Annotated in this window: 16 protein-coding genes; 11 read left to right on the top strand and 5 right to left on the bottom strand. The window is 63.2% G+C overall.

The genetic code is table 11. From position 1 onward, the window contains the following. Positions 1-7 precede the first annotated feature (7 nt). From ACQY8B_RS14405 to ACQY8B_RS14360, 10 genes are all read left to right on the top strand, one after another. Entirely contained in the window at positions 8-1,207 is a 1,200-nt protein-coding gene (locus tag ACQY8B_RS14405) for an ABC transporter substrate-binding protein (RefSeq protein WP_422087321.1), read from the top strand. Between the two features lie 54 nt (positions 1,208-1,261). Next, positions 1,262-2,458, top strand: a complete 1,197-nt coding sequence (locus ACQY8B_RS14400; RefSeq protein WP_422087320.1) for an ABC transporter substrate-binding protein — start codon at positions 1,262-1,264, stop codon at positions 2,456-2,458. A 45-nt stretch (positions 2,459-2,503) separates the two neighbouring features. Beyond that, positions 2,504-3,379 carry a branched-chain amino acid ABC transporter permease gene (locus tag ACQY8B_RS14395; protein ID WP_422087319.1) on the top strand — a complete coding sequence of 292 codons (876 nt, stop codon included), beginning with the start codon at positions 2,504-2,506 and terminating at the stop codon, positions 3,377-3,379. 10 nt (positions 3,380-3,389) lie between these two features. Next, a complete protein-coding gene (locus ACQY8B_RS14390; protein ID WP_422087318.1) occupies positions 3,390-4,388 on the top strand; it encodes a branched-chain amino acid ABC transporter permease in 999 nt (332 codons plus the stop codon). 173 nt (positions 4,389-4,561) lie between these two features. Further along, entirely contained in the window at positions 4,562-6,823 is a 2,262-nt protein-coding gene (locus ACQY8B_RS14385; RefSeq protein WP_422087317.1) for a type I secretion system permease/ATPase, read from the top strand. After that, positions 6,820-8,295, top strand: coding sequence for an HlyD family type I secretion periplasmic adaptor subunit (locus ACQY8B_RS14380; RefSeq protein ID WP_422087316.1), 1,476 nt, complete (start codon positions 6,820-6,822; stop codon positions 8,293-8,295). Before ACQY8B_RS14385 ends, ACQY8B_RS14380 begins: the two co-directional genes overlap by 4 nt. A 493-nt stretch (positions 8,296-8,788) precedes the next feature. Then, entirely contained in the window at positions 8,789-8,920 is a 132-nt protein-coding gene (locus ACQY8B_RS14375; protein ID WP_422089197.1) for a hypothetical protein, read from the top strand. A 194-nt stretch (positions 8,921-9,114) separates the two neighbouring features. Beyond that, entirely contained in the window at positions 9,115-9,927 is an 813-nt protein-coding gene (locus ACQY8B_RS14370) for a hypothetical protein (RefSeq protein WP_422087315.1), read from the top strand. 87 nt (positions 9,928-10,014) lie between these two features. After that, positions 10,015-10,770, top strand: coding sequence for a hypothetical protein (locus tag ACQY8B_RS14365; protein ID WP_422087314.1), 756 nt, complete (start codon positions 10,015-10,017; stop codon positions 10,768-10,770). A gap of 146 nt (positions 10,771-10,916) precedes the next feature. Further along, positions 10,917-17,399, top strand: a complete 6,483-nt coding sequence (locus ACQY8B_RS14360; RefSeq protein ID WP_422087313.1) for a S8 family serine peptidase — start codon at positions 10,917-10,919, stop codon at positions 17,397-17,399. Positions 17,400-17,436: 37 nt separating this feature from the next. Here the strand turns inward: ACQY8B_RS14360 and ACQY8B_RS14355 are convergent, their stop codons facing one another. The 3 genes from ACQY8B_RS14355 to ACQY8B_RS14345 form a co-directional block, all read right to left on the bottom strand. Then, the gene (locus ACQY8B_RS14355) at positions 17,437-18,513 is read right to left on the bottom strand and encodes a lipocalin-like domain-containing protein (protein ID WP_422089055.1); all 1,077 of its coding nucleotides are present in this window, start codon (positions 18,511-18,513) and stop codon (positions 17,437-17,439) included. A 5-nt stretch (positions 18,514-18,518) separates the two neighbouring features. After that, positions 18,519-19,595: a PLP-dependent cysteine synthase family protein gene (locus ACQY8B_RS14350; protein ID WP_422087312.1), complete on the bottom strand. Its 1,077-nt coding sequence runs from the start codon at positions 19,593-19,595 to the stop codon at positions 18,519-18,521. A 68-nt stretch (positions 19,596-19,663) separates the two neighbouring features. Continuing rightward, positions 19,664-22,297, bottom strand: coding sequence for an FtsX-like permease family protein (locus ACQY8B_RS14345; protein ID WP_422087311.1), 2,634 nt, complete (start codon positions 22,295-22,297; stop codon positions 19,664-19,666). An 81-nt stretch (positions 22,298-22,378) separates the two neighbouring features. Between ACQY8B_RS14345 and ACQY8B_RS14340 the strand changes: the two genes are divergently transcribed. Continuing rightward, positions 22,379-23,827 carry a serine hydrolase domain-containing protein gene (locus ACQY8B_RS14340; RefSeq protein ID WP_422087310.1) on the top strand — a complete coding sequence of 483 codons (1,449 nt, stop codon included), beginning with the start codon at positions 22,379-22,381 and terminating at the stop codon, positions 23,825-23,827. Positions 23,828-23,840: 13 nt separating this feature from the next. Here ACQY8B_RS14340 and ACQY8B_RS14335 read toward each other — a convergent pair whose 3' ends face one another. Together ACQY8B_RS14335 and ACQY8B_RS14330 are read right to left on the bottom strand one after the other, a co-directional pair. Further along, the gene (locus tag ACQY8B_RS14335; protein WP_422087309.1) at positions 23,841-24,743 is read right to left on the bottom strand and encodes an ADP-ribosylglycohydrolase family protein; all 903 of its coding nucleotides are present in this window, start codon (positions 24,741-24,743) and stop codon (positions 23,841-23,843) included. Continuing rightward, entirely contained in the window at positions 24,740-25,300 is a 561-nt protein-coding gene (locus tag ACQY8B_RS14330) for an NADAR family protein (protein ID WP_422087308.1), read from the bottom strand. The genes ACQY8B_RS14335 and ACQY8B_RS14330 overlap by 4 nt, the downstream gene beginning before the upstream one ends. Between the last annotated feature and the right edge of the window lie 154 nt (positions 25,301-25,454).

The raw sequence follows: 25,454 nt of genomic DNA, 5'->3' as shown, positions 1-25,454 counted from the left end.
CAACAGCATGAACAAAAAGAAACTCGGCCTCATCGCAACCGCCGTCGGCATCCTCGCAATGAGCGCGGGCGCCGTGCAGGCGCAGGAGAAAGTCAAGATCGGCTTCGTCACCGACTTGTCGAGCCTGTATGCCGACCTCGAAGGCAAGGGTGGCGCCACCGCCATCCAGATGGCCATCGACGACTTCGGCGGCAAGGTGCTGGGCCAGCCCATCGAGCTGCTGACGGCCGACCACCAGAACAAGGCCGACATCGCCGCCTCCAAGGCGCGCGAGTGGATCGACACCGCCGGCGTGACGATGGTCTTCGGCGGCACCAACTCGGGCGTGGCGCTGGCCACCGCCAAGGTAGCGGAAGAAAAGAAGCGCGTGTATTTCAACAACGGCGCGGGCAGCTCGGTGCTCACCAACGAGCAGTGCAGCCCCTACACCATCCACTACGCCTACGACACGGTGGCGCTGGCCAAGGGCACGGGCGCGGCGGTGGTAGACCGCGGCGGCAAGAGCTGGTTCTTCCTGACGGCCGACTACGCCTTCGGCCATGCGCTCGAAGCCGACACCACGAAGGTCGTGAAGGAGAAGGGCGGCACCGTGTTGGGCGCGGTGCGCCATCCGCTGAACGCGTCGGACTTCTCGTCCTTCCTGCTGCAGGCGCAGAACTCCAAGGCGCAGATCCTGGGCCTGGCCAATGCCGGCGGCGACACCATCAACTCGATCAAGGCGGCCAAGGAATTCGGCATCAACAAGACCATGAAGACCGCCGGCCTGCTGGTCTTCCTGAGCGACATCCACAGCCTGGGCCTGAAGAACACCGAAGGCCTGCTACACACCACCAGCTGGTACTGGGACCTGAACGACGAGTCGCGCAAGTTCGCCAACCGCTTCTTCGAGAAGACCAAGCGCATGCCGACCGACGTGCAGGCCGCCGACTACTCGGCCACCATGACCTACCTGAAGGCCGTGGCCGCCGCCAAGACGACGGACTCCGACAAGGTGATGGCGCAGCTCAAGAGCATGAAGATCGACGACTTCTACGGCAAGGGCCAGATCCGCGCCGACGGCAGCTTCATCCACGACATGTACCTGGTCGAAGTGAAGTCGCCCGCCGAGTCGAAGAAGCCGTGGGATTACCTGAAGGTGCTCAAGACGCTGCCGGGCGACCAGGTCTTCACCACGAAGGCTGAAACGAAATGCGCCCTCTGGAAGTAAACGGCTGAAGCCGCGCCAGACCTTTTCACCGAAGTCAAACAAGAGGATCACTCCATGAAACGCACGCTCATTGCTTCTGCCTGCCTCGCTGCTACCTGCCTCGTGGCCGCCGGTGCCGCGCAGGCCCAGGAGAAGGTCAAGATCGGTTTCATCACCGACATGTCCAGCCTCTACGCGGACGTGGAGGGCAAGAACGGAGCCCTCGCGATCCAGATGGCCATCGACGACTTCGGCGGCAAGGTCAACGGCATGCCCATCGAGCTGCTGCAGGCCGACCACCAGAACAAGGCCGACATCGCCGCCTCCAAGGCGCGCGAGTGGATCGACACGCAGGGCCTGACGATGCTGTTCGGCGGCACCAGCTCCGGCACCGGCCTGGCCATGGCCAAGGTGGCGCAGGAGAAGAAGCGCGTGTTCATGGTGAACGGCGCGGGCAGCTCGGCGCTCACCAACGAGCAGTGCAGCCCCTACACCGTGCACTACGCCTACGACACCGTGGCGCTGGCCAAGGGCACCGGCAGCGCCGTCATTGCGCGCGGCGACAAGAGCTGGTTCTTCCTGACGGCCGACTACGCCTTCGGACAGGCCCTGGAAGCCGATGCTTCCAAGGTCGTGAAGGAGAAGGGCGGCACCGTGGTGGGCAGCGTGAAGCATCCGCTGAACACCTCCGACTTCTCCTCTTTCCTGCTGCAGGCGCAGAACTCCAAGGCCCAGGTGCTGGCCCTCGCCAATGCGGGCGGCGACACGCAGAACGCCATCAAGGCCGCCAAGGAATTCGGCATCACCAAGACCATGAAGATGGTCGGCCTGCTGGTGTTCGTGACCGACGTGCACAGCCTGGGCCTGAAGAACACCGAAGGCCTGCTGCTGACCACCAGCTGGGACTGGAACCTCGACGACAAGACGCGCGCCTTCGGCAAGCGCTTTTTCGAGAAGACCAAGCGCATGCCCACCGACATCCAGGCCGCCGACTACTCGGCCACCATGACCTACCTGAAGGCGGTGCAGGCCGCCAAGAGCGTGGATGCCGATACGGTGATGGCGCAGATCAAGAAGACGCCCATCGACGACTTCTACGCCAAGGGCTATGTGCGCGAGGACGGCCGCTTCGTGCACGACATGTACCTGGTGCAAGTCAAGTCGCCGGCCGAATCCAAGCAGCCGTGGGACTACTACAAGGTGGTCCAGAAGCTGAAGGGTGAAGACGTCTTCACGACGAAGGCCGAAAGCAAGTGCGCGTTGTGGAAGTGATCTCCTGCGGGCGCTGCTGCAGCGCCCGGGTTCGTTGAAACGCTTATGAACATTTCCCTACCCGGCCTGCTGAGCCAGCTCCTTCTGGGGCTGGTCAACGGCTCGTTCTACGCCATCCTGAGCCTCGGGCTGGCGGTGATCTTCGGCCTGCTCAACGTCATCAACTTCGCGCACGGCGCGCTGTTCATGCTCGGCGCCGTCCTGACATGGATGGCGATGGAGTATTTCGGCATCAACTACTGGGTGATGCTGATCGCGGCGCCCATCGTCATCGGCATCTTCGGCGTGCTGATCGAGCGGCTGCTGCTGCGCTGGATCTACAAGCTCGACCATCTCTACGGCCTGCTGCTCACGCTCGGCCTCACGTTGCTGATCGAGGGCGTGTTCCGCTCGGTCTATGGTGTTTCGGGGCTGCCTTATGACGCACCCGATGCGCTTTCGAGCGCCACCGACCTCGGCTTCATGGTGCTGCCCAACTACCGCGCCTGGGTGGTCGTGGCGTCGCTGGTGGTGTGCTTCGCTACCTGGTACGTGATCGAGAAGACCCGCCTGGGCGCCTACCTGCGCGCCGGCACCGAGAACCCTCGCCTCGTGGAAGCCTTCGGCGTCAACGTGCCGTTGATGATCACGCTGACTTACGCCTTCGGCTGCGCGCTCGCCGCCTTCGCCGGCGTGCTGGCCGCGCCGGTGATGCAGGTCTCGCCGCTGATGGGGCAGAACCTCATCATCGTGGTGTTCGCCGTGGTGGTCATCGGCGGCATGGGCTCGATCATGGGCGCCATCCTCACCGGCCTGGGCCTCGGCGTGATCGAGGGGTTCACCAAGGTCTTCTATCCGGAGGCATCCTCCACCGTCGTGTTCGTGATCATGGTCATCGTGCTGCTCATTCGCCCAGCCGGCCTGTTCGGCAAAGAAAAATAAGGCGGACGGCATGAACATGAAAAAGATATCCACCGTCGTCTACGCGCTGCTGCTGCTCGCCCTGGTGCTGGCTCCGTTCTTCGGCGCCTACCCGGTGTTCGTGATGAAGCTCATGTGCTTCGCGCTGTTCGCCGCGGCCTTCAACCTGCTGCTGGGCTTCACGGGGCTGCTGTCCTTCGGGCACGCGGCGTTCCTCGGCGGCTCCGCGTACGTCGCGGGCCATGCGATGAAGGTCTGGGGCCTCACGCCCGAGCTGGGCCTGATCGCCGGCACGCTCACCGGCGCATTCCTGGGCTGGATCTTCGGCGTGCTGGCCATCCGCCGCCAGGGCATCTACTTCGCGATGATCACGCTGGCGCTCGCGCAGATGATGTTCTTCGTCGCGCTGCAGGCCAAGTTCACCGGCGGCGAAGACGGCCTGCAGGGCGTGCCGCGCGGCAAGCTCTTCGGCCTGATCGACCTGTCGAGCGACCTCACGATGTACTACGTGGCGCTGGTGATCGTGGTGGCCGCGTTCCTGTTGATCGTGCGCACCATCCATTCGCCGTTCGGCCAGGTGCTCAAGGGCATCAAGGAGAACGAGCCGCGCGCGCTTTCGCTGGGCTACGACGTGAGCCGCTTCAAGCTGCTGGCCTTCGTGATCTCCGCCGCGCTGTCGGGCCTGGCCGGTTCGCTCAAGACGCTGGTGCTGGGGTTTGCCACGCTGTCGGACGTGCACTGGACCGCCTCGGGCCAGGTCATCCTGATGACGCTGGTGGGTGGCCTCGGCACGCTGTCGGGCCCGCTGGTGGGCTCGGCCGTGGTGGTGCTGCTCGAGAACAAGATCGGCGAACTCGGCAACTTCCTCGCGCGCATCACCACCATCGACTGGTTCAACACCCTGGGCGAATCAGTGACCATGGTCACGGGCCTGATCTTCGTGATCTGCGTGCTGGCGTTCCGCAAGGGGATCATGGGGGAGATCATTGCGTTCATCGAGCGGCGCAAGGGGCGCGGCAGCTCGCATTGATCAAATGTCGAGTGGGTGAAGACAGCTTTTGACAATTATGTTTTCTCAATTTAACATTGCGTTGTTTTTGATTCCATAAGCCCTAACTTCTTTCGTCGTTTTCGACAAAAAGCAGGCCGCCACGATATCTTCCGCTGACTTGAACCGCAGAGTTCAGCAGAGGGAGAGAGTTAATGACGAGCACGATGGGGGCGCCGGCCGGGGCCGGTCCACAGTCAGACGCGCATGCAGGTTCAACAGGAGATGAGCTTTCGCCTATGGCGATGGCGTCTCTTGTTGCACTGTGCACATTAGCGCGCTTTCACCAGACTGCAGCCGATGCCTCATTGCTGGCTCATCAATTGGGCCTTGCTTCTACTGAGGCTGTCGACACCCCTAAGCTGCTGGGCGCAGCAAAGCACCTGGGCCTGAAGGCCAAGTCCTCTCGCACGACGCTTGATCGCCTGTCCCTGACGCCACTGCCGGCTCTCGCAGTGCTTCGAGGCGAAGACGGCGCTGAACGCTTCGTCATCCTTGCTCAATGCAACGCTCAACGCGTCCTGCTGCAAGACCCTTCCGCCTCGAACGGCCGCCCCGTCATCGAACCCCTGGAGGTCTTCGCAGCGCACTGGACAGGCGAACTCATCCTCATCACCAGCCGCGCCAGCCTCGCGGGCGAGCTCGCCCAGTTCGACTTCTCCTGGTTCATTCCCAGCCTCGTCAAGCACAGGAAGCTGCTGGGCGAGGTGCTCTTCATCTCCTTCATCCTGCAGCTCTTTGCGCTGGTCAGCCCGCTGTTCTTCCAGGTCGTGATGGACAAAGTGCTGGTGCACCGCGGCCTCACCACGCTGGACGTGCTCGTCATCGGCCTGGTGGTGGTGGTCATCTTCGAATCGCTCCTGAACGGTCTGCGCAGCTACGTCTTCAGCCACACCACCAACCGCATCGACGTCGAGCTCGGGGCAAGGCTGTTCCGCCACCTCGTGCAGTTGCCCCTGGCCTACTTCCAGGCCCGGCGCGTCGGCGACTCGGTCGCGCGCGTGCGCGAGCTCGAGAACATCCGCAGCTTCCTGACTGGCAATGCCCTGACGGTGTTGCTGGACGTCGTCTTCTCCATCGTCTTCGTGGCCGTCATGCTGTTCTACAGCGTGCCCCTCACGTTGATCGTGCTGGCAAGCATGCCGCTGTACTTCGGGCTGAGCCTGGCGGTGGTGCCCATCCTGCGCAGCCGCCTGGACGAGAAGTTCGCGCGCGGCGCCGAGAACCAGGCCATGCTGGTAGAGACCGTCAGCGCCATCCAGACCGTCAAGGCCACTGCGCTCGAGCCGGCCTTCGGGCGCCGCTGGGACAACCAACTTGCTGCCTACGTCTCGGCCAGCTTCCGGACCCAGAACCTCGCCAGTTGGGCGCACGAAGGCGTCAACCTCATCGGCAAGCTCGTCAATGCCGCGACCCTCTGGTACGGCGCGCACCTGGTCATGAACAACGACCTCACCGTCGGCCAGTTCGTCGCCTTCAACATGTTCGCGCAGCGTGTGAGCCAGCCCATCATGCGCATGGCCCAGCTGTGGACCGACTTCCAGCAGACCGGCATCTCCATGGCGCGCCTGGGCGACATCCTCAACACACGCACCGAAGTACCGCCGAGCACCGCGGCCCAACTGCCCGCCCTCAAGGGGCGCGTGACCCTGGACAACCTGAGTTTCCGCTACCGTCCCGAGGCTGCGCCCGTGCTCAACGGCGTCAGCCTCGATGTGCGCCCCGGCGAAGTCATCGGCATCGTCGGGCGCTCGGGCTCCGGCAAGAGCACGCTGACCAAGCTCATCCAGCGCCTGTATGCCCTAGAACAAGGACGCCTGCTGGTCGACGGCATCGACATCAGCCTGATCGATGCGGCGCAACTGAGAAGACAGGTGGGCGTGGTGCTGCAGGAGAACACCCTCTTCAACCGCAGCGTGCGCGAGAACATCGCCATCGTCGATCCGGCGGCACCGCTCGAAGCCATCATTCATGCGGCCCAGTTGGCCGGTGCCCATGAGTTCATCAGCGAACTGCCCGAGGGCTACGACACCATGGTGGGTGAACAAGGGGCCAGCCTCTCCGGTGGGCAGCGCCAGCGCATCGCAATTGCCCGGGCGCTGTTCACCCATCCGCGCATCCTGATCTTCGACGAGGCCACCAGCGCGCTGGACTACGAGAGCGAGGCCATCGTGCAGCGCAACATGGCGCACATCTGCAAAGGGCGCACGGTCTTCATCATTGCCCACCGCCTGAGTGCTGTGCGGCATGCCAACCGCATCATCGTGATGGACAAGGGCAAGATTGTCGAAGGGGGCACGCACGAGAGCCTGCTCACTCGGCCCAAGGGCATCTATGCGCATCTGTGGGCGATGCAGGACGGGGGGCTGCCGACCGAAGGGGCAGGAGCAGGTGTGGGCACTGGGGCTGCGGTATGACGCAGGAAGTCTCTACCACCGCTCCTACGGCCAATGCGCCAAGCGTGCGACATCCGGTCTTCGAACTCCTAGGGCGCTACAAGGCCATCTTCAAGGCCGCCTGGAAGCATCGCCACGAACTGGCCGGACCGAGGCGCTTGGCCGATGAAGCAGCCTTCCTGCCCGCGGCACTCAGCTTGCAAGACACCCCCGTGCACCCTGCACCCAGGCGACTGGCCTATGCGCTGATCGCCCTGTTCCTCATTGCGTTGACATGGTCCATCTTCGGGCAGATCGACATCGTGGCGGTGGCGCCGGGCAAGATCATCGTGAGCGAGCGCACCAAGATCATCCAGCCGCTGGAGGTGAGCGTAGTCAAACGGGTGCTGGTCAGGGACGGAGATCACGTCGAAGCGGGCCAACCGCTGGTCGAACTCGACCCCACCACTGCGAACGCCGACAAGACCAGCATCGACGAGCAGCTGAAGTCCGTGCAATCCGAGGTGCTGCGCACGCGCGCGCTGCAGCAGGCGCTCAACGCGACAACCGCCTCCCGCGCACCCGAGCTGGTCAAGAACATCCCCGGCGGCTGGTCGGAAGTCGACATCAACGCCGCCAGAGCCCAGTTGAGCGACGAGTGGAGCGACATCACGGCCAAGCTGGTCAAGGCGGCATCAGAGATCAACCGGCGCCAGGCCGAGATCGCCACGGTGCGCGAGATGGTCGCCAAGCTGGAGACCACGGTGCCGATTGCCAGGCAAAGAGAGGCCGACTTCCATCAACTGGCCAACCAGGGCTTCATGTCCAGCCATGCGAACCAGGACCGCACGAGGGAGCGCATCGAGCTGGAACGCGACCTGGCGACGCAGCGGGCGAGATTGGCCGAGGCCAATGCCACGCTGAGGGAGAGCGAGAACACAAGGTCTGCCTACATCGCAGAGACCAAGCACAGCCTGAGAACGCGGGAGGCAGCAGCCGAGCTCAAGCGCCAGCAGGGCACGCAGGACCTGGCCAAGGCCGGCCAGCGCGAACGCCTGACGACGCTCAAGGCGCCGGTGGCCGGCACGGTGCAGCAACTGGCCGCGCATACCGAAGGCGGCGTGGTTACGGAAGCGCAGCCCCTGATGGTGATCGTGCCCGACGGGGCGCAGGTGACCGCCGAGGTGACGCTGGACAACAAGGACATCGGCTTCGTGAGTCCGACGCAGGAAGCGGCGATCAAGCTGGAGACGTTTCCGTACACGCGCTACGGGACGGTGAACGCCACGGTCAAAACGGTGACGGCGGATGCGGTCAATGACGAGAAGCGTGGGGCGATCTTCCCGGTGACGCTCAGCCTCAACAACACAACCATCGATGTGGATGGCAGGCCGATCAAGTTGTCTCCGGGGATGAGCCTGACGGCGGAGATCAAGACGGGCAAGCGGCGGATTATTGAATTCCTGCTCAGCCCCGTTCAAAAAGCTACCAGTGAAAGCTTGAGGGAGCGATGATTAAAAATCGATCAAGTTAAAACGAAAAAACTACTCTCGTCATTGCCGATCTCGTTGGGGTTTTGTGTTGGCAAATTCGGGGGGTGAATTTGAATAAATCGGATTTTGTTGAAGATGGTTTTTGTTGGCGAATCTAAAGACTCGGTATTGAGGAAATGAATTTGGAGATTTTGACCGTTTGGGCGTTAAAAGTAAAAATATTTTCCAACAAAAAAGCCTGCCTCAATATTTGAGTATGTTGAATTGCGAATCATATTTCAATTTGAAGGCGAAAGGATTTTGACCATTTGGGTCAAAGAATTTAGTCATTCGAGTTAAGGTTTTGGTTGTGAAATAAATCAACGTTTATTGCAAAAGAGTCGGCGAAATCTCCGGGATCGTTTATTGCCATGAATACATGGTGTATACAAATTCCAATGGGGAGATTTTTTGCACGAATAGTGGGGCTGGAAAATTAGTGGCGCAAAATTTTATTTCAAAAGCATCTGCTGGATTGGATGCTGAATTTGGAACTTACCTCAAGCACGCCTACAAATTCAGCGACGAGGAGTTGCCCCTGCGTTGGGCCGAGAACGTGGTCTGGCAGTACTTCAGCGGCATGACCTTCTGCGAGTCGCTCCAGTGACGCTGAACCCTGAAGACAGCCATCGACGTGGTTGGCAGGCGGATCAAGTTGAATCCGGGGACGAATCGCGCGGTCAAGGTCAAGGCGAGTAAACGGTGGGTCATTGAATTTTTGCTGAACACCGCTCGGAGCGGTAGCGGTTGAAATTCCGAGAAATTGGTGAATTTCCCTCGAATTAAATGAATTTGAAATTAATGAAATCCGTTGCCTTGAAAAAGCCAAGGAAAACAATGAAATATCATCTAATATTTAGATTTTCTGTACTGGGAATGTTGTTGACTTTTTCAATGGCTGCCACGGCACAGAAGTTTCTTTCTGCGGAAGAGGAGATTGCCGAAGGAAAGATTCGCAGAGGAAAGCAAATTGAGGTTCTGAGAAAAATAATAAATTCCAGAAACGACCCTGAAATGGATTGGTGGAAAAAAGAGCATGACGTCAAATTTGTGGTTAAATCTATTGAGTCCGATGTATTTTATCGTTGGTCTCGAATAGAGATTCTCAAAATGGCGAAAGGTGATGTTCGTGGAATTCAACCAATTCCCTCAATTCTTTCTGATAAATTGTTGAAAGACTTTGGGTTGAAAGGTTTTGGCAGTCAGAATCGAGGCTCAATACATTCTTCTAAAGGCGTGAGCGAAAAATTGGAAGAAATCGGGATATTTGGGTTGTCGATTGAAAATTTCGTTAAGGAAAAAGGCTACACCGAAGAGCCAAAAACTTCGCTGTTTCATGTTTCCTTCACCATGTGGTTTTTCAATGTCTCGCATGCAGAAGGCTGGATGAGCGATATTTGGGGGCGCGTTCACCCGGAAAATCCAATGGCCATGACCGATCCCCTGGTGTTCTATGAAAAATTAAATACAAACGAAAGTGAGGATTTTTTTGTGATCAGCATTCCAAATACTGTTTGGGATGAAAAAAAATGCACTTCTTCGGAAATTGTCGTTGCTAAATGCATTCCGTTTTTTGGTGGATTTGACGTGGACTACTTTCATCTCGGGGAATGAGCTTATCTGATTGATTGCAAAGATTTTTTCTGGAGGTTTGTCGGTATTTTGGATTTTTAGGGTGATTATTTTAATACAGGGAGTAAAATGACTGAAAAAAACAATCTGCAGAAGCCACTTACGGTTGACATGCCATTATTTGATAAGAAGTACATCAATCAGGTAATGGTGGATGCGCTCAATCTCAATCCTTCTCTTGTTGAAAAGATTAATTCTTACAACAGCGATGTAATAAGAGGGTACAGAACGGATCCGTCAACGGGAAAAAAGTGGAGTGATCCGGAGAATGGTTCTGCTTATCGCATCGCACCGTTCGAATTTACCAATATGGCAAACGGGTCGTCGCCGCGTTGGCGAAGCCTGCAACCTGGTGTTGGGGCAATTGTATTTGGTCAAAATTCTAATTATTTGAATGCATCCACGCCTGTGGATATCGCGAAATTCATAGCTTACCTAGCGCATGAAATTGATCACTATTATCGGGGGGTGGAGCATTTTAATCAGGAAAGAAGGCTTCTTAAAAGTCTCAACTCCGATGAAAATTTGACGCCCAAAGAAAAGGTGGCTGCGCTCGCAGGGTTGATTGCTAGGCGGGAAGGGGAGGGTATCGCTGCGAATTACGAGACTTCAAAATTTTATGCAAGCCTGAGTGAAGATAAAAGATTGAATATACCAATTTTGACGTCTTCCAAACAAGATTTCAAAGGAATTTTGGATAAGGCCTCTGCGAATGATATTTCCGATCTGATCGCTCAGGCTGCTCGATTCAATTCTGATTTCAATCAAGCTGGCAATGCTGGGGGGCGCATCCATATTCTAAACTTCAAACGGATGAGGCCCTGAGGCTTCTGAATCTCAAGCTCACGTCGCTCGAGAAACTCGAACTTCCAAACACCGTTACTCGGTCTCTGCCAGATGGAATTTATGTAGTGGAGTCAGGGAAAATAGGTGGGACAGAGTTGCCCCAGTCGATAAAAACCTACACACCTATGCCAGACCTTGGCACGACGGTCATTCGCGAAAAAAGATATCAACTGGACTCAAATGGAAAACCAGTTCTGACTTCCGAGACCTTGAGGTCGACCGTCCCTGACAGCGATCAGACGGACAAGTACTACGACTTCGATGCACGCCCCATCAAGAGCATCAATACCGCCCCGGCAGGGGGCGGCGATAAGATTTCAACGACCAGTAGCTATTTGCCTGGCACCTCGCAGTTGGACCAGATCAAGGTCCAGCGATTCGATTCCAAAGGCGTCGCCGTGGAAGCGCCTCGATCCAACGGCACCGAAGTCAACATCGTCAGTCTGAACACCGTTACCCTGCATGGCCCCAGCCAGACACCCCCGCCCGATGGCACCAGCCTAGGTCCGAGCGCGATCAACAACAACCTGCTGTCAGCCGGCAGCTATACCGCCGGCATCAACAGGAGTTTCTGGGACGTCAACACCGCCAGCGGCAACCAGGCATTGATCAGCTATGCGATCACCGACGGTCTTCGCCCGGGCAACGGCAATTTCGGACTGAACATCCAAGCATCCAGCGGCTTGGGTCTTCCGATTCTGCGCACTGGCGCCATCGGTAATACCGATTCAATGGCCGGCTCAGTCGACTACGGTCTGTTCGGCAGCAGCCTGAACAAGGCCTCCCGCTACAACTTCGAACTTTTTCCCGCCGATCCCTTGGTGCTCGACCTCAACGGTGACGGTGTCAAGCTCACCAGCTACGGCACTTCGCCCGTTCTCTTCGATGCGGACAACGATGGCGGCTCGCTGGAGCAGACCGGTTGGGTCAGTGCGCAGGACGGCATTGTCGTGCATGACCTCAACGGCGACGGCAAGATCAACAACATCAGCGAGACGCTGAGCGAGTACTACAACGGCGTGACCGGCTCCAACGGTGTTGGTGGTACCAAATCGTATGCGAACGGCTTCGCCGCCCTCAAGAGCCTCGACAGCAACGCCGACAACCAGTTCACCGCGAAAGATGCGGCTTGGAGCAAACTGCGCGTGTGGGTCGATGCCAACCATGACGGGAAGACCGATGCGGGCGAACTGAAGACCTTCGAAGAACTGGGCATCACGGCCATCAACCTGGCGACCGCCGCGCAAAGCGGCGAAGTGCGCGACGGCAACGAAGTCCTGGCTCGGGGCACGTTCACGCAAAACGGCATTGCCAGGGAGGCCATTGCGGCTAACTTCCTCGCCAATCCAGCCGGCAGCAGCATCACGCAAAAGGGCAATGGTGTCACCGTTGTCACGGAGAACACGGCCGGCGGCGCGGGTGCGACGACCGCCTACGTGTCGACGAACACCAAGGCCTCGATCCACGAGACCCTCGATGCGGCCGCTCTCAAGGCGCTCAACCTGACAGGCGGCGCGGGCAACGACATCCTGACCGGCGATGCAGGCGACAACTGGCTGGCCGGCGGCACCGGCGCCGACACGCTCCTTGGCGGCGCTGGCGACGACTTGTTGCTGTTCGATGCCGGGGACAAGCGCATCGACGGCGGCGATGGCTTCGACGTTGCCCAGGTCGTGGGGGCCCAGGGCGTCTCGCTCAACCTGACCCGGAGCAACATCGAGATGGCGATCGGCGGCGTCGGGAACGACGTTTTCGTGGCGGACGGCCACACTTCGGTGGTCGTACGCGGTGGCGCGGGGGATGACGTGATCGTTGGTGGCGCCGCCAACGACGTGCTTTCGGGTGAGGACGGCGACGACATCGTGGATGGCGGCGCCGGCAACGATCTGATCCGCGGCCATCGTGGGCGGGACAAGCTGCTGGGCGGCGCCGGTGACGATGTGCTCGACGGCGGTCTGGACGACGACGACCTGGATGGCGGCACGGGCAACGACGTGCTCATCGGCGGCGGGGGCGACGACAACCTGAACGGCGGCGGCGGTATCGATGTCGCCCAGTACTCCGGCAGCTACGCCGACTACCGCATCACCAAGCTCGATAACGTCAACGTGAGCGCGCGTTACCGCGTGGTCGATACCCGCACCGGGCGGGACGGCGCCGACACGCTGACCGGCATCGAGAAGCTGAGCTTCGCCGACGTCAGCCACGTTGACCTGACCATTGGCAGTCCATTGCCGGTCAAGGATGTTCTGACCGTCAATTCGACGGGACAGGTGCTGAGTCGAACCGCCGCTCACCTGCTGTCCAAAACTCAACTGTTGCTCAATGACCGTGATTGGGACAGCAGAATCGACCAGTTCAGGATCACCGAGGTTCTGGACGCGAACGGGGGCACCGTCGCACTCACCGCCAGTGGTGACGTGCTTTTCACGCCCGATCTGAACTACACCGGAGTGATGGGCTTCAAGTACAAGGTGAAAGATGCCGAGGGGTATTTCACGGAGGTGAGCAACAGCACCACCGGCCAGACGGAGCCCATGAAGGCGGCTGTCTACCTGCAGACGGGTGACCTGCCGAGCGACCCGCTGGCTGTAGAGCAGTGGTACCTGAGCGATGTCAATGTGATGCCTGTGTGGAAGGACTACACCGGCAAGGGCGTCAGGATCGGCCAGTTCGAGCCAGGCGGTGCGTTCAGCGCGGGGCCCGAGGTGTTCGACTACCGTCACCGGGATCTCCAGCCCAATGTCGACAAGGCTTGGCTGAACACGCTGGACGCGAATGGCAGAAACGACACGCCTCAGACCTTCAGCAGCCATGCAACCATGGTGGCTGGCGTCATGGTCGCGGCGCGGAATGGCGAGGGCGGCGTCGGCGTGGCCTACAACGCAACGCTCGCGGGTCATTACATCCAGGGCGAAGGCCTGGAAGTCGGCAAACTCGGCCAGGAAATCACCAACGCGCTGGCCAAATTCAAGAATTTCGACGTGGTCAACAACTCGTGGGGCGCTTCCACGAGTTTCGGGCTGAACGTGGTGCCAACGGGCACCGTCGAGACCGGGATTCTTGAGGCCATTTCCCGCGGTCGAAACGGGCTGGGCACGGCCATCGTGATGGCTGGCGGCAATGATCGCGCGACGGGCGCCAACACCAACTACAACGCACTCACCGCCAACCGGGCCGTGATCGTTGCGGGAAGCATCAACGCGCCAGGCGATCTGGGCACGCTGCAACAGGGGAGCAAGCCTTTCAGCAACCCGGGCGCTTCCATTCTGGTGTCGGCACCTGGCAGCAACATCGGTTCGACCAGTCGCGAACTCATTGGGGACAACGGCTCGACTTTTGGAAGCAACTACGGCACCAGCCAGGGCACAAGCTTCGCAGCACCGATCGTGTCGGGGGTTATTGCCCTGATGCTCGAGGCCAACCCTGCGCTTGGCTATCGCGACATTCAGACCATCCTGGCGATGACGGCCACGAAGGTGAACGATCCCAATGGAACCGACTGGGTCACAAACGGAGCCAAGACCTGGAATGGTGGGGGCATGCATGTCAGTCACGACTTCGGCTTCGGCAAGGTCGATGCCCGTGCCGCGGTACGGATGGCCGAATCCTGGACCGAACAGAGCACGTACGCGAACGAGTTCGTTACGAGCGCATCCAGCGGCGCTCTGAGTGCTGCGATTCCCGACGGCACCGGTATGGTGACACGCACACTCGCCGTGGGGGCGGGCGTGGAGGTCGAGAGTGCCCAAGTAACGCTTGACCTGGATCATCAGCGTTGGGGTGATCTGATCATCAAGCTCATTTCTCCCGGGGGGACCGAGAGCGTCCTGGTCAACCGGCCCGACAAGGCGCCGGGCAGTGCGGCCACTGATGTGGGCAGTGCCTCGTCGGGTCCACTGAGCTTCAGCTTCAACACCACCCATGTGCGGGGAGAACAAAGCGCGGGCGACTGGAAACTGCAGGTCATCGACGCAGCCACCGGGAATGCCGGGACGCTCAAGAGCTGGAAGCTGGATCTGTACGGCAAGAAGACTGGCGCCGACGATGTGTATGTCTACACCGATGAATTCGGCGGCAAGGAGCAGTTCATCCGCGGCATCCGGATGCCCAATCTCCAGATCGCCAGCATGTTGGTGGACAGCAATGGTGGAACTGACACCATCAACGCCAGCGCTGTAACGAGCAACAGCACGATCAATCTGCTCAGCGGCAGCACCAGCACCATCGCGGGCCGGGAGCTGAAGGTCGTCATCGGCGACATCGAGGTTGCGATTGGTGGTGATGGCAACGACACCCTGACGGGGAACGGGCTGAACAACGTGTTGATGGGGGGGCGTGGCGCGGATGTCATCAGCGGTGGCGGCGGCAACGACACGCTGGACGGCGGCAAGGGCAGCGACGTGCTCACGGGCGGAGAAGGCAGCGATCTTTTCGTCATCGGCAAGGATGCAGGGTCGCAGGATGAGATCGTCGACTTCGGAGTCGGCGACAGCGCGGAGGCTCCGGAAGCCATTGCATTGGTGGGCTTCGGCAACCTGAACCTCGCCTCGCTCGTTCGCACTCAGGTAGGGGCGGATGTCCGCTTGGACCTGGGTGACGGCCAGAGCGTTCTTGTGCGCAATCGGCAGGTGGCTCAGCTCGGTTCGGCGCAGTTGCAGTTCTTTGCATCGCAGGCAGCGCTGCAAGCTTGGCAGAAGGCGGGTCGAAAACCGGCCGAAAGCGTCGAGAGCAAGGGAGTCGTGCTTCAAGACACAGCCCTGCTGATCGGTGGCGGCGGTAACAACACCTTGCTGGGCACCGACGGCAACGACAGGCTGGTGGGTAGTGCGGGGGTTGACACGCTGAATGGTGGGGCCGGGGACGATGTCCTCGTGCTGGACGGTGACCAAGGTCGTGTTTCGTACTCGACGGGGCGGGCCGGTGCAGGCACGCGGACGGGTGGAGCCGGCGCAGACCGCTTCGTGGTTGCACCGGGTGGCGGCGGTTCGAGGTCGATGAGCTTCATGGGCAGCGACATGGGCGCCAGCAATCTGATCGCGGATTTCGAATTGGCGGCGGACAAGATCGACCTGAGCCAATTTGCCTGGATCAAGGATTTCAGCCAGCTCAAGATCAACAAGGCGATGAACATCAACGGCAAGTTCATCACGCGCGTGCTGGCCGAGACGCCGGGACAGTCACTGGTCTCGGTCGGACTCTTTGCCATCGAGCCTGCAGCCCTTACGGCCGCTCACTTCATCTTCGCAGGCAGCGCGGACGCAACGCCGCTGCCGCTGCCGGTAATGAAGGCGAGTGGTGTCACGGTGCCCGGTGCTGCGCCTCTGGGAACTGTCGCTTCCGCAGCGACTGCCGCTCGCCTGGCGCAGCCTTTGCCCATCGCGGGCACGAGCGGGAACGATGTGCTGACCGGCGATGCGGGTGCCAACACGATCAATGGCCTGGAAGGCGCAGACAGCATGACCGGGCGCACCGGCGACGACACCTACATCGTCGACAACGTGGGCGACACGGTTAACGAACTGCCGGGTGGCGGCTACGACACTGTGCAATCCAGCGTGAGCTATAGGGTGCCGGACGATGTCGAAGTGCTCGTGCTCACGGGCACCGCGAACATCGATGCAACCGGCAACGGTCAGCGCAATCGCCTGGTGGGCAACGCCGGCGACAACCGATTGGACGGGGGCGCCGAGGCAGACGATATGGCGGGCGGAGCGGGCAACGACACATATGTCGTGGACGACCAGTTGGATGCAGTCCATGAAGATGTCAATGCCGGCATCGACACTGTCGAGTCTTCCGTTTCGTGGACGCTGGGCAAGAACCTGGAGAGCCTCACGCTGACCGGCACGCGCAACATCAACGCGACCGGCAATGAGCTTGCGAACGTGTTGACAGGGAATGCCGGCGACAACATCCTGGACGGTGCGCAAGGGGCTGACAGTATGACGGGCGGCGCCGGTAACGATACCTACTATGTCGACGACGTCGGCGATACGGTGACGGAGGCGGTGGACGGCGGGTTCGACACGGTCTATGCCAGCGTGAACACGACGTTGGCTGCAAATGTGGAGAAGGGGGTGTTGTTGGGGGCGGCAACGGCACTTACCGGCAATGCTCTGGACAACACCCTGATCGGCAATGAACAAGCCAACTGGCTGAATGGAGGCGCGGGAAGCGACTTGCTGAATGGGGCGGGAGGCGACGATACGCTGGATGGCGGTGCCGGGAACGATACCTATGTGATGGGGCGAGGTTATGGCGTCGACCGTATAAGCGAAAACGATGCAACGGTCGGAAATAGAGATACTGTGCTCTTTGATGACACCGTCGACATCAGTCAGCTGTGGTTCCGTCGCGCGGGAAATGATTTGGAGGTCAGCCTGATCGGAGCCGGGGACCGGTTGGTTATCAACAGCTGGTATTTGGGGAGTCAATACCACATCGAACAGTTCAAGTCAGCGGGCGGCAAGACACTGATGGACGGTCAGGTGCAAAACCTTGTTCAGGCCATGGCGAGTTTCTCGCCGCCAGTCTCGGGCCAAACTACGCTGCCAGCCAACTACCAAAGCAACTTGGCGCCAGTCATTGCTGCCAACTGGCATTAGGCCGGCAACACGTGGTGCTACCAGGGGGCCTGGGGCATCAAAGCCGCAGTGGCGCGGCGTACCCTGTCATCTCAAGGTACCCGCGCCCCACGCGTCGCCCCTGCGCTTCGAGCAGTTCGCTCACGCCTTCCCAGTACACGCCGCCGGTCGTGCCGTGGCTGTCCAGCTCTTGGTCGTCGAGCAGCGCGCGAACTTCGAAGCTGCCTGCTGGCGTCTGCACGTGCCACCGCGTCGGGTACTTCGCCTGCGTGCGCGGGCTTTCCCATGTCTTGAGGCTTTCGAAACGCACTTCGTCATTCTTGAAGATGCGCGCCACGCCGTCGCGCGGACGGAACGAGCCGCCTGCCCACAGGCCGCTGCCGTCGGCGCGGCGCAGGTGGAAGGCGGTGAGGGCGCTGCCGTCATCGAGGTTCATGCCGATCCAGTCCCAGCCGACGGCCTCGGGGTGCATCAGCGCTTCGCTCCATTCGTGGTCCAGCCACGCTGCGCCATCGACCTCGAAGGCCTGGCCCTTGAGCGTCAGCTTGCCCTGCGCCTTGAGCTGCGGCTCGCTGTAGTAGTAGCTGGCCTGCGATTCGTCCGGCCCCTTGCGCGAAAGGCCGGCATTGCCCTGCAGCAGCACGGGCTGCGTCGGCGTGAAGCGCAGGTCGAGTGAAAACTCGCCGGCTGGAATGCGCGCCACATAGATGCCGCCTTCTCGCGCCAGCGACCAGTCTCGGATGCGCACGCTGGTGTCGGCCTCGCCGGCTTCCGCCACGCCGAAGCCAGCGCGTGCGATGCGCTGGTCGTGCAGCAGCACTCGGCCTTCGAGGTCGGTGACGGCCGCATGTGCGAACACGAGGTTCTTCGCCGCGAAGGCCGAGCGCATGCCCTGTGTGGCTTCGACGCGCGAACGGAAGAAGGTCACCTGGAAGCCGAACTCGCGTCCGGCCGCCGTCTTCGCATGACCGGTGATGTACCACCACTCGGTATGCAGGTCGGGGTGGCTGCCGAAGTCGCGTGGGAACTGCAGCGTTCTCGGCGGCAGCGCCCACGCGGCCGGTGCGGCGCACATGGCCGCCAGCAGCAGCGTGCGACGTGACAGCGAGGAGAGAGAGGAGGGCGAGGGCAGCATCGTCATCACGCAGCCACGAACGCGTCGATGCGTTGCTGCGCCGGCCCGATGTCGCCGAAGGCGTTGCGCACCCAGGCCGCATCGTGATAGCTCGGCAGATAGCGCTCGCCGGCGTCACACAGCAGCGAAAGAATGGAGCCCTGTTGCCCGGCCGCGCGCATCTCCTGCGCGACGGCGAGCATGCCGACGAAGTTGGTGCCGGTCGACGGGCCGACCTTGCGGCCGAGCATGGCCGAGAGCGCATGCATCGCAGCCACCGATTCGAGATTGGGCACTTCGATCATGCGATCGACCAGCGCGCGGATGAAGCTGGGCTCCACCCGCGGCCGGCCGATGCCCTCGATGCGCGAGCCCGCCGCCGTCAGCGCGGCGTCGCCCGTGCGGTGGTAGGCAGAGAACACCGAGCCCTCGGGGTCGGCCACGCACACCTGGGTGTCGTGGCGGCGGTAGCGCAGGTAGCGCCCGATGGTCGCGCTGGTGCCGCCCGTGCCCGCACCCACTACGATCCACTTCGGTACCGGATGCCGCTCGCGCGCCATCTGCTGGAACATGCTCTCGGCGATGTTGTTGTTGCCGCGCCAGTCGGTCGCGCGCTCGGCATAGGTGAACTGGTCCATGTAGTGCCCGCCGGTGCGCTCGGCCAGCGAGCGGGCCTCTTCGTACACCTGCGCCGCATGGTCGACGAAGTGGCAGCTCGCGCCGTAGAAGGCGATCTGCGCGATCTTTTCCGGTGAGGTGGTGCGCGGCATCACCGCGATGAACGGCAGCCCCAGCAGCCGCGCGAAGTAGGCCTCGCTCACGGCGGTGGAGCCGCTCGACGCCTCCACGATGGTCGTGCCTTCGCGCACCCAGCCGTTGCACAGCGCATAGAGAAAGAGCGAACGTGCAAGCCGGTGCTTGAGGCTGCCGGTCGGGTGGGTCGACTCGTCCTTCATGTACAGGTCGATGCCCTGCGCCGCGAGGGCGGGAAGGGGCAGCGGAATCAGGTGCGTGTCGGCGCTGCGCTGGTAGTCGGCCTCGATGCGGCGGATGGCGCTGTCGAGCCATGCGTTGCAGGACGAGGAAGAGGGTGTTTGCTGCATATCGGTCCCAGTCTACAAGTCATGGTTGGCGCCCGGCGTGGGCAACTGGAGCGGGCCGGCCCCGCCGCCTACCAGTCTTCCTTCACCGCCAGCACCACGTCCCGCCCGGCCGCAGCCCGCCCCGCGAGCCACGCGGTGACGGTGCCCGCCACCACCACCGCGCCGCACAGCCCCAGCAGCCGCAGCCACGGCACCAGCAGATCCATGCTCCAGTGGAAGCTCTGCGGGTTCACCACCTTCACCAGCACCACCGACACCGCCAGTCCCAGGCCCAGCCCGGCGACGGCGCCGATGGCAGTCCACGCGGCGCCTTCGCCCGCCACCACCGCCAGCACCTGCCGCCGCGTGAAGCCCAGGTGCGCGAGCAGGCCGAACTCCTTGCGCCGCGCCAGCACCTGCGCGCTGAAGCTGGCGGCAATGCCGAACAGGCCGATGGCGATGGCCACCGCCTGCAGCCAGTAGGTCACGGCAAAACTGCGGTCGAAGATGCGAAGCGAGGTCGTGCGGATCTGGCCCACCGACGCAATCTCCACCGATTCGGCGGAGCCGCCGCCCTGGCGCGCCGCCAGTTGCCGCACCTGCGTCTGCACCGCGCCTTCGGACGCGCCGGGCGCGAGCCACAGCGCCACGTCGCTCACGTTGCGCTCGCCGGTGATGCGCTCGTAATCGCGTGCGTCCATCGTGATGGCGCCGAACTGGCGAGCATAGTCGCGCCACACGCCGGCCACGAAGAACGCCTGCGGTTTCCCTTGCGTATTCGTCCCCGGGTTCACCGCCGGGCTCACCGCCGGGATCATGGCGGCCGAGAGCGGCGCAAACAACGTGCCCGGCTTCGCACCGTACAGCTCGACCATCGGCTCGCTCACGTAGATGCCGACCCGCCCCTCTGGCACCGGCAGCGCGGTGCCCACCAGCGGCAGCGACTGGGTGGCGCCGCCTTCGAGGCTGCGCGCGATCAGCGTGACGGCGGGCCGTGTCGCGTCGAGCTGCAGCGTCTGCGTGCGCAGCGTGCCGGTGCGCGCCACGCCGGGCAACTGCGCCAGCGCCTGCACGAAAGCTGGCGGGAAGGTCGCGGTGTCGGTGCTGTTGCCGTTGCCGGCGTTGCCGCCGCGCCCGCCCGAGGTGGCCCGCACATACAGGTCGGCCGGCAGCACGACGTCGAGCCAGTGCGTGACCGAATCGCGGAAGCTCGCGACCATCACGGTCAGCGCGACCGCCAGGCTCAGGCTGGCCACCACGCCGCTCACCGCCACGGCCGCGGTGCCGCGCATGCGGCGTGCGCGCTCGATGGCCAGCATCGGCAGCAGGCGCTGCGCGAACACCGGCGCAATGCGGTCGTACAGCAGCGCGATGAGCCAGGGCAGGGCGGTGATGCCGCCCACCAGCAGGCAGGCCACCGACAGGTACGCCGCCACCGGAATACCGCCGATGGCCGGCACATTGGCCAGCACCGCGCCGAGCGCGATCAGCCCCAGCGCCAGCCAGTGGCTGTTGCCCCGCGTGGGTGCCGCGCCCAGGCCCTTGAGCGTCTGCGCCTCGGGCAGGGCCTGCGCCGCGCGCGCGGGCCACCAGCCGCCGACCAGCGCGGCCAGCACGCCCAGCCCGCCGTAGAGCGCCGCGGCGCCGGTGCTCCAGTGCAGCTTGGGCGCGACGCCTTCGAAGTAGCCACCGCCCAGGTCCCCGCCGAGCACCCGCAGCGCGAAAGCCGCGAGCGCGGTGCCTAGCGCGAGCCCGGCCGCGCTGCCGATCAGGCCCAGCACCAGCGATTCGGCCAGCACCAGCCGCAGCCGTTCGCGCGGCGTGAGGCCCAGCACGCCGAGCAGCGCGAACTGCTGCGCGCGCTTGGCCACGCTGAGCGCCAGCACCGAGAACACGAGGAAGGCGCCGGTGAACAGCGCGACCAGCGCCAGCACCGTGAGGTTCACGCGGTAGGCGCGCGAGAGGTTGCTCACGCGTTCCGCCGCATCGCCCGGCTCCGCGAACTGCACGCCCGCCGGCCAGTCCGGCGATTGCCGCAGCGAGGCCATGAAGGCGGCCCGGTCGGTGCCGGGCGCGAGCCGCAGGTCGATGCGGCTCAACTGGCCGACCTGGCCGAACAGCTCCTGCGCGGCGGCGATGTCCATCACCGCGAGTGCCGTGCCGCCTGCGGCCACGTGGCCTGCCACGTCGAGCCGCTGCCACGCGTCGCCGCTGCGCAGTTGCACCGTCTCGGCCGTGCCGCCGGCCGCTTGCGCCGGCAGGCCCAGCGCGGTGCGGGCTGCATTGTTGAGAAACACGTGGCCGGGCGCGAACAGCGCGAAGCGGTCGGCGCCAACTGCGGCTTGCGGCATGAGCGCGGGCGCGATGGTGGGCAGCACCAGCGCGTCGATGCCGATCACGCGCATCGGCACCTGGCGCTCGCCGGCGGCCAGCGCCAGGCCCTGGAACTCCAGCACCGGGCTGGCGAGCGTGACCTGCGGGTGCTGCGCGATGCGCGCGAACACCGCCTCGTCGAAGCCGCCCTGCACGGCGCGCACCTCGAGGTCGGGCTGGCCGTTGACCGAACGCACCGCGCTGGAGAACTCGTCCAGCGCCGAGGCGTTGATCAGCTGCACCGAGAACGCCAGCGCCACGCCCAGCATCACCGCCAGCACGGCGGCTGCGTTGCGCCAGGGGTGGTGGCGGAGTTCCTGCCAGGAGAAGGTCGTGAGCAATGCGCGCATCCGTCGATTGTCGCGGCGCGCACCTTGTTACACAGCCGTGGCACGATGTCACCTCTTCGACGACGCCTGAGGAACCCTCCGATGCGGCTCTTGCCCCGCGCCACGACCCGCGCCACGACCCGCGTTATTCCCCGCCGCTGGCTCGCGGCCTGGCTCCTCGCCCCGCTGCTGGCCGGCACTGCGGCCGCGCAACTGCAGCCGCTGACCCTGGCCAGCGATCCGGCCTTCATCGCCAGGGCCGCGCTCGGCGCGGAGCGCGGCACGCTGGTGGTCGGCACGCTGCGCAACGGCAAGCCCGCCTACGGCGCGGCCTACAACCCGGAGCCGCCGTCGCCGCCGCGCGCCATCGAGCCCAACAGCGCGGAGCAGCCGATGTTCGAGATCGGCTCCATCACCAAGGTCTTCACCGGCCTGCTGCTGGCGCAGGCGGTGGAGCGCGGCGACCTCAAGCTCGACGACAGCGTGGGCAAGCTGCTAGCGGGCAAGGTCGAGGGGCTGTCGCCCGCCGTGGCCTCGGTCACGCTGCGCCAGCTTGTCACGCACACCGGATGCATGCCAGTGATGGCCGACGGCGTGGGCGGCGGCGCGCCGCTGGCGGAGCAGTTCCGCAGCTTCGACAAGCCGATGTTCTGGGCCGCGCTCACGCGCATCAAGCTCACCGCGGCGGCGCCGCCGTGCGAGGGCGCGTACAGCAACTTCGGCATGGCGCTGCTCGGCCAGTTGCTGGCGGAGCACTACGGCACCTCGTGGGGCGAACTGGTGCGCGCGCGCATCACCGAGCCGCTGGGCATGAACGACACCGTCATCACGCTCGGCGACAAGGCTTCGCGCATGGCGCCGGCCTTTGCCGGCGACCGCCGCCAGCCGCTGCTCGACATGCAGGCCTATGCGCCGGCCAGCGCGCTGCGCTCCACCGCCGCCGACATGATGACCTTCAGCCGAGCCATCATCGCGGGCGCCGGCGGCCCGCTGGGGCCGGCCGCCGTGCGCATGCTCACGCCGCTGGCGCATTACGAGGGCGCCGAGATCGGCTACGCGGTGATGGTGCGCGGCCCCGAGGGAGGCCGCCGCACCTACTGGCACGCAGGCCTCACCGAGGGCTACCGCACGCTCTGGCTGATCGCGCCCGACACCAACGAGGCGATCGTCGTGCTCGGCAGCAACGCGCGCGCGCCGCTGCAGCCGGTGATGCTGGCCATCGGCAAGAGCCGCTACCCGGTGCCGACGACCGAGGTGCCGCTCGACCCGCAACGGCTGGACGACTACAAGGGCGATTTCCGCATCACCAGGACCAAGGCGCTGAGCTTCACCGTGCGTGGCTCGAAGCTGCTGGTGCGCGAAACGGGGCGCGGCTACAACGCGTTGACGCCAACGGGCACTGATCGCTTTGCCGTGGTGGGCATCGGCGCGCAGTTCGTGTTCCGGCGCGACGCGGCGAATGCGGTGGTCGCCGTGTCGCTGACGCAAGGGGGCAGCCAGCTCGATGCGCGGCGCGAGGGCGCTGCGGCGGCGGTTCCGTTGCCGCAGTGAGCGTGCGGGGCGTTCAGCCGGCCAGCGCCAGAAGCCGGTCCGCCATCTGTTCGATCTCTTCGCGCATCACCAGCGGCCGGAGCCAGTCCGCCGGAATAGCGCCAGCGCCATAGAAGGCGCCCGCCAGTTGGCCGCAGATCGCCGCGGTGGTGTCGGCGTCGTCGCCCAGGTTGGTTGCGGCGAGCACGGCTTCCTCGAACGACCGCGTGTGCGCGAAGCACCAGAGCGCCGCCTCGAGCGACTCGACGCAGTAGCCCGATCCCTTGATGCGCTCGATGCGCTTCGATGCGTAGTCGCCGCGCGCCAGCGCCGCGACCTTTTTGCTCATGGGCGCCAGCGGGGCGGCCGCGAGAATCGCTTCCTTGCTTTCACCGCGCAATGCCGAGCGCAACTGCAGCGCGAAGAGCTGCGAGCATTCGATGGCCTCCAGGGCGCCGTGCGTGGTGCGCGTGCTTTCTCCGGCCTGCTTCCAGGTGGCCTGCGCACTGGCCGCGTAGAACATCGGCACCGGCGCTAGCCGCATCAAGGCGCCGTTGCCGGCCGTGCGCGGATCGGGGTCGCCCGCGAACGGATCGCCGGACGCGAGATAGCGGGTGAGGGCGCGCGACACCGTGAGGCCGATGTCGAAGCAGTTGCCGGTGCTGCTCATGTAGCCCACGCTGCGCCAGTTGCAATAGCGGTTCATCTGGTCGACCGCGTCGAAGCCCTTGCAGTGGACCAGGCTCGCGGCCAGGCACAACGCCATCGAGGTGTCGTCGGTCCATTCGCCGGCAACAAGCCCGAACGGGCCGCCGCCCTGCATGCCGGTGACGGGCGTGAAGCTGCCGCGAGTGCGGAACTCGACCGCTGTGCCCACGGCGTCGCCGCAGGCCAGGCCGAGCAGGCAGCCGCGGTAGCGGTCGATGCCGTTGTTCATTGCGCCTGCCTCAGCGCATCGCGCGCGGCCATCAAGGCAAAGCCCAGCAGGTTGAGGCCCTTCCATTCGCGCGGGTCTTGCGCCGCGGGGTCGGTCGCGGCGCGGCCGATGCCCCAGATGGGATCGACCGGGCTGGCTTCCACCAGCACCTGATGGCCCGTGCCCAGCAGGAAGGCACCGAGTGCCGGGTTCTGCGCAAACTTCGCGATGTTGCCGCGCGTCACGACGTCCAGGCGAGCGGCCACCCATGCGGCCTCGTCGAAGTTGCGGATCTCGCGGCCCAGCTTCTTGGCTTCGCCGGGCGTGCGGGCCGCGAGGATGCGTTCGGAGGTTTCGGCGTCGTCGAAGAGGCGCGCCTTGCCGGCCATCATGAAGTGCTCGGCGGTGCGATAGCGGATGCCGTCGACGGTGAATTCCGCTTCGAACCACTGGCTGAAGCAGCTCTTGTTGACGCCGCTCTTCGGCGCCTGGTGGCCCCAGAACAGAAGGTATTCGGGGCGGTGGCCCTGTGCGAAGTACGCGGGCAGGTCTCGGGTGCAGCGGGGTGTCGTGGTCATTTTTCTTTTCTTCTTTTGGAGTTGCTCTGTACAACTAATTGAAGGTTGTATAGTACAACTAACAGATCCGGCGTCAAGCCTTTCCCGTGAACACACCCAAGCCGAACTTCCCGCCGCTGACTTTTCCCCGCCCGCTGGTCACTGTCGACGTGGT

This window comes from Variovorax sp., assembly GCF_965279555.1.
In the GTDB taxonomy this organism is placed as follows: domain Bacteria; phylum Pseudomonadota; class Gammaproteobacteria; order Burkholderiales; family Burkholderiaceae_C; genus Variovorax.
This window is presented reverse-complemented; position numbering and strand designations above follow the sequence as displayed.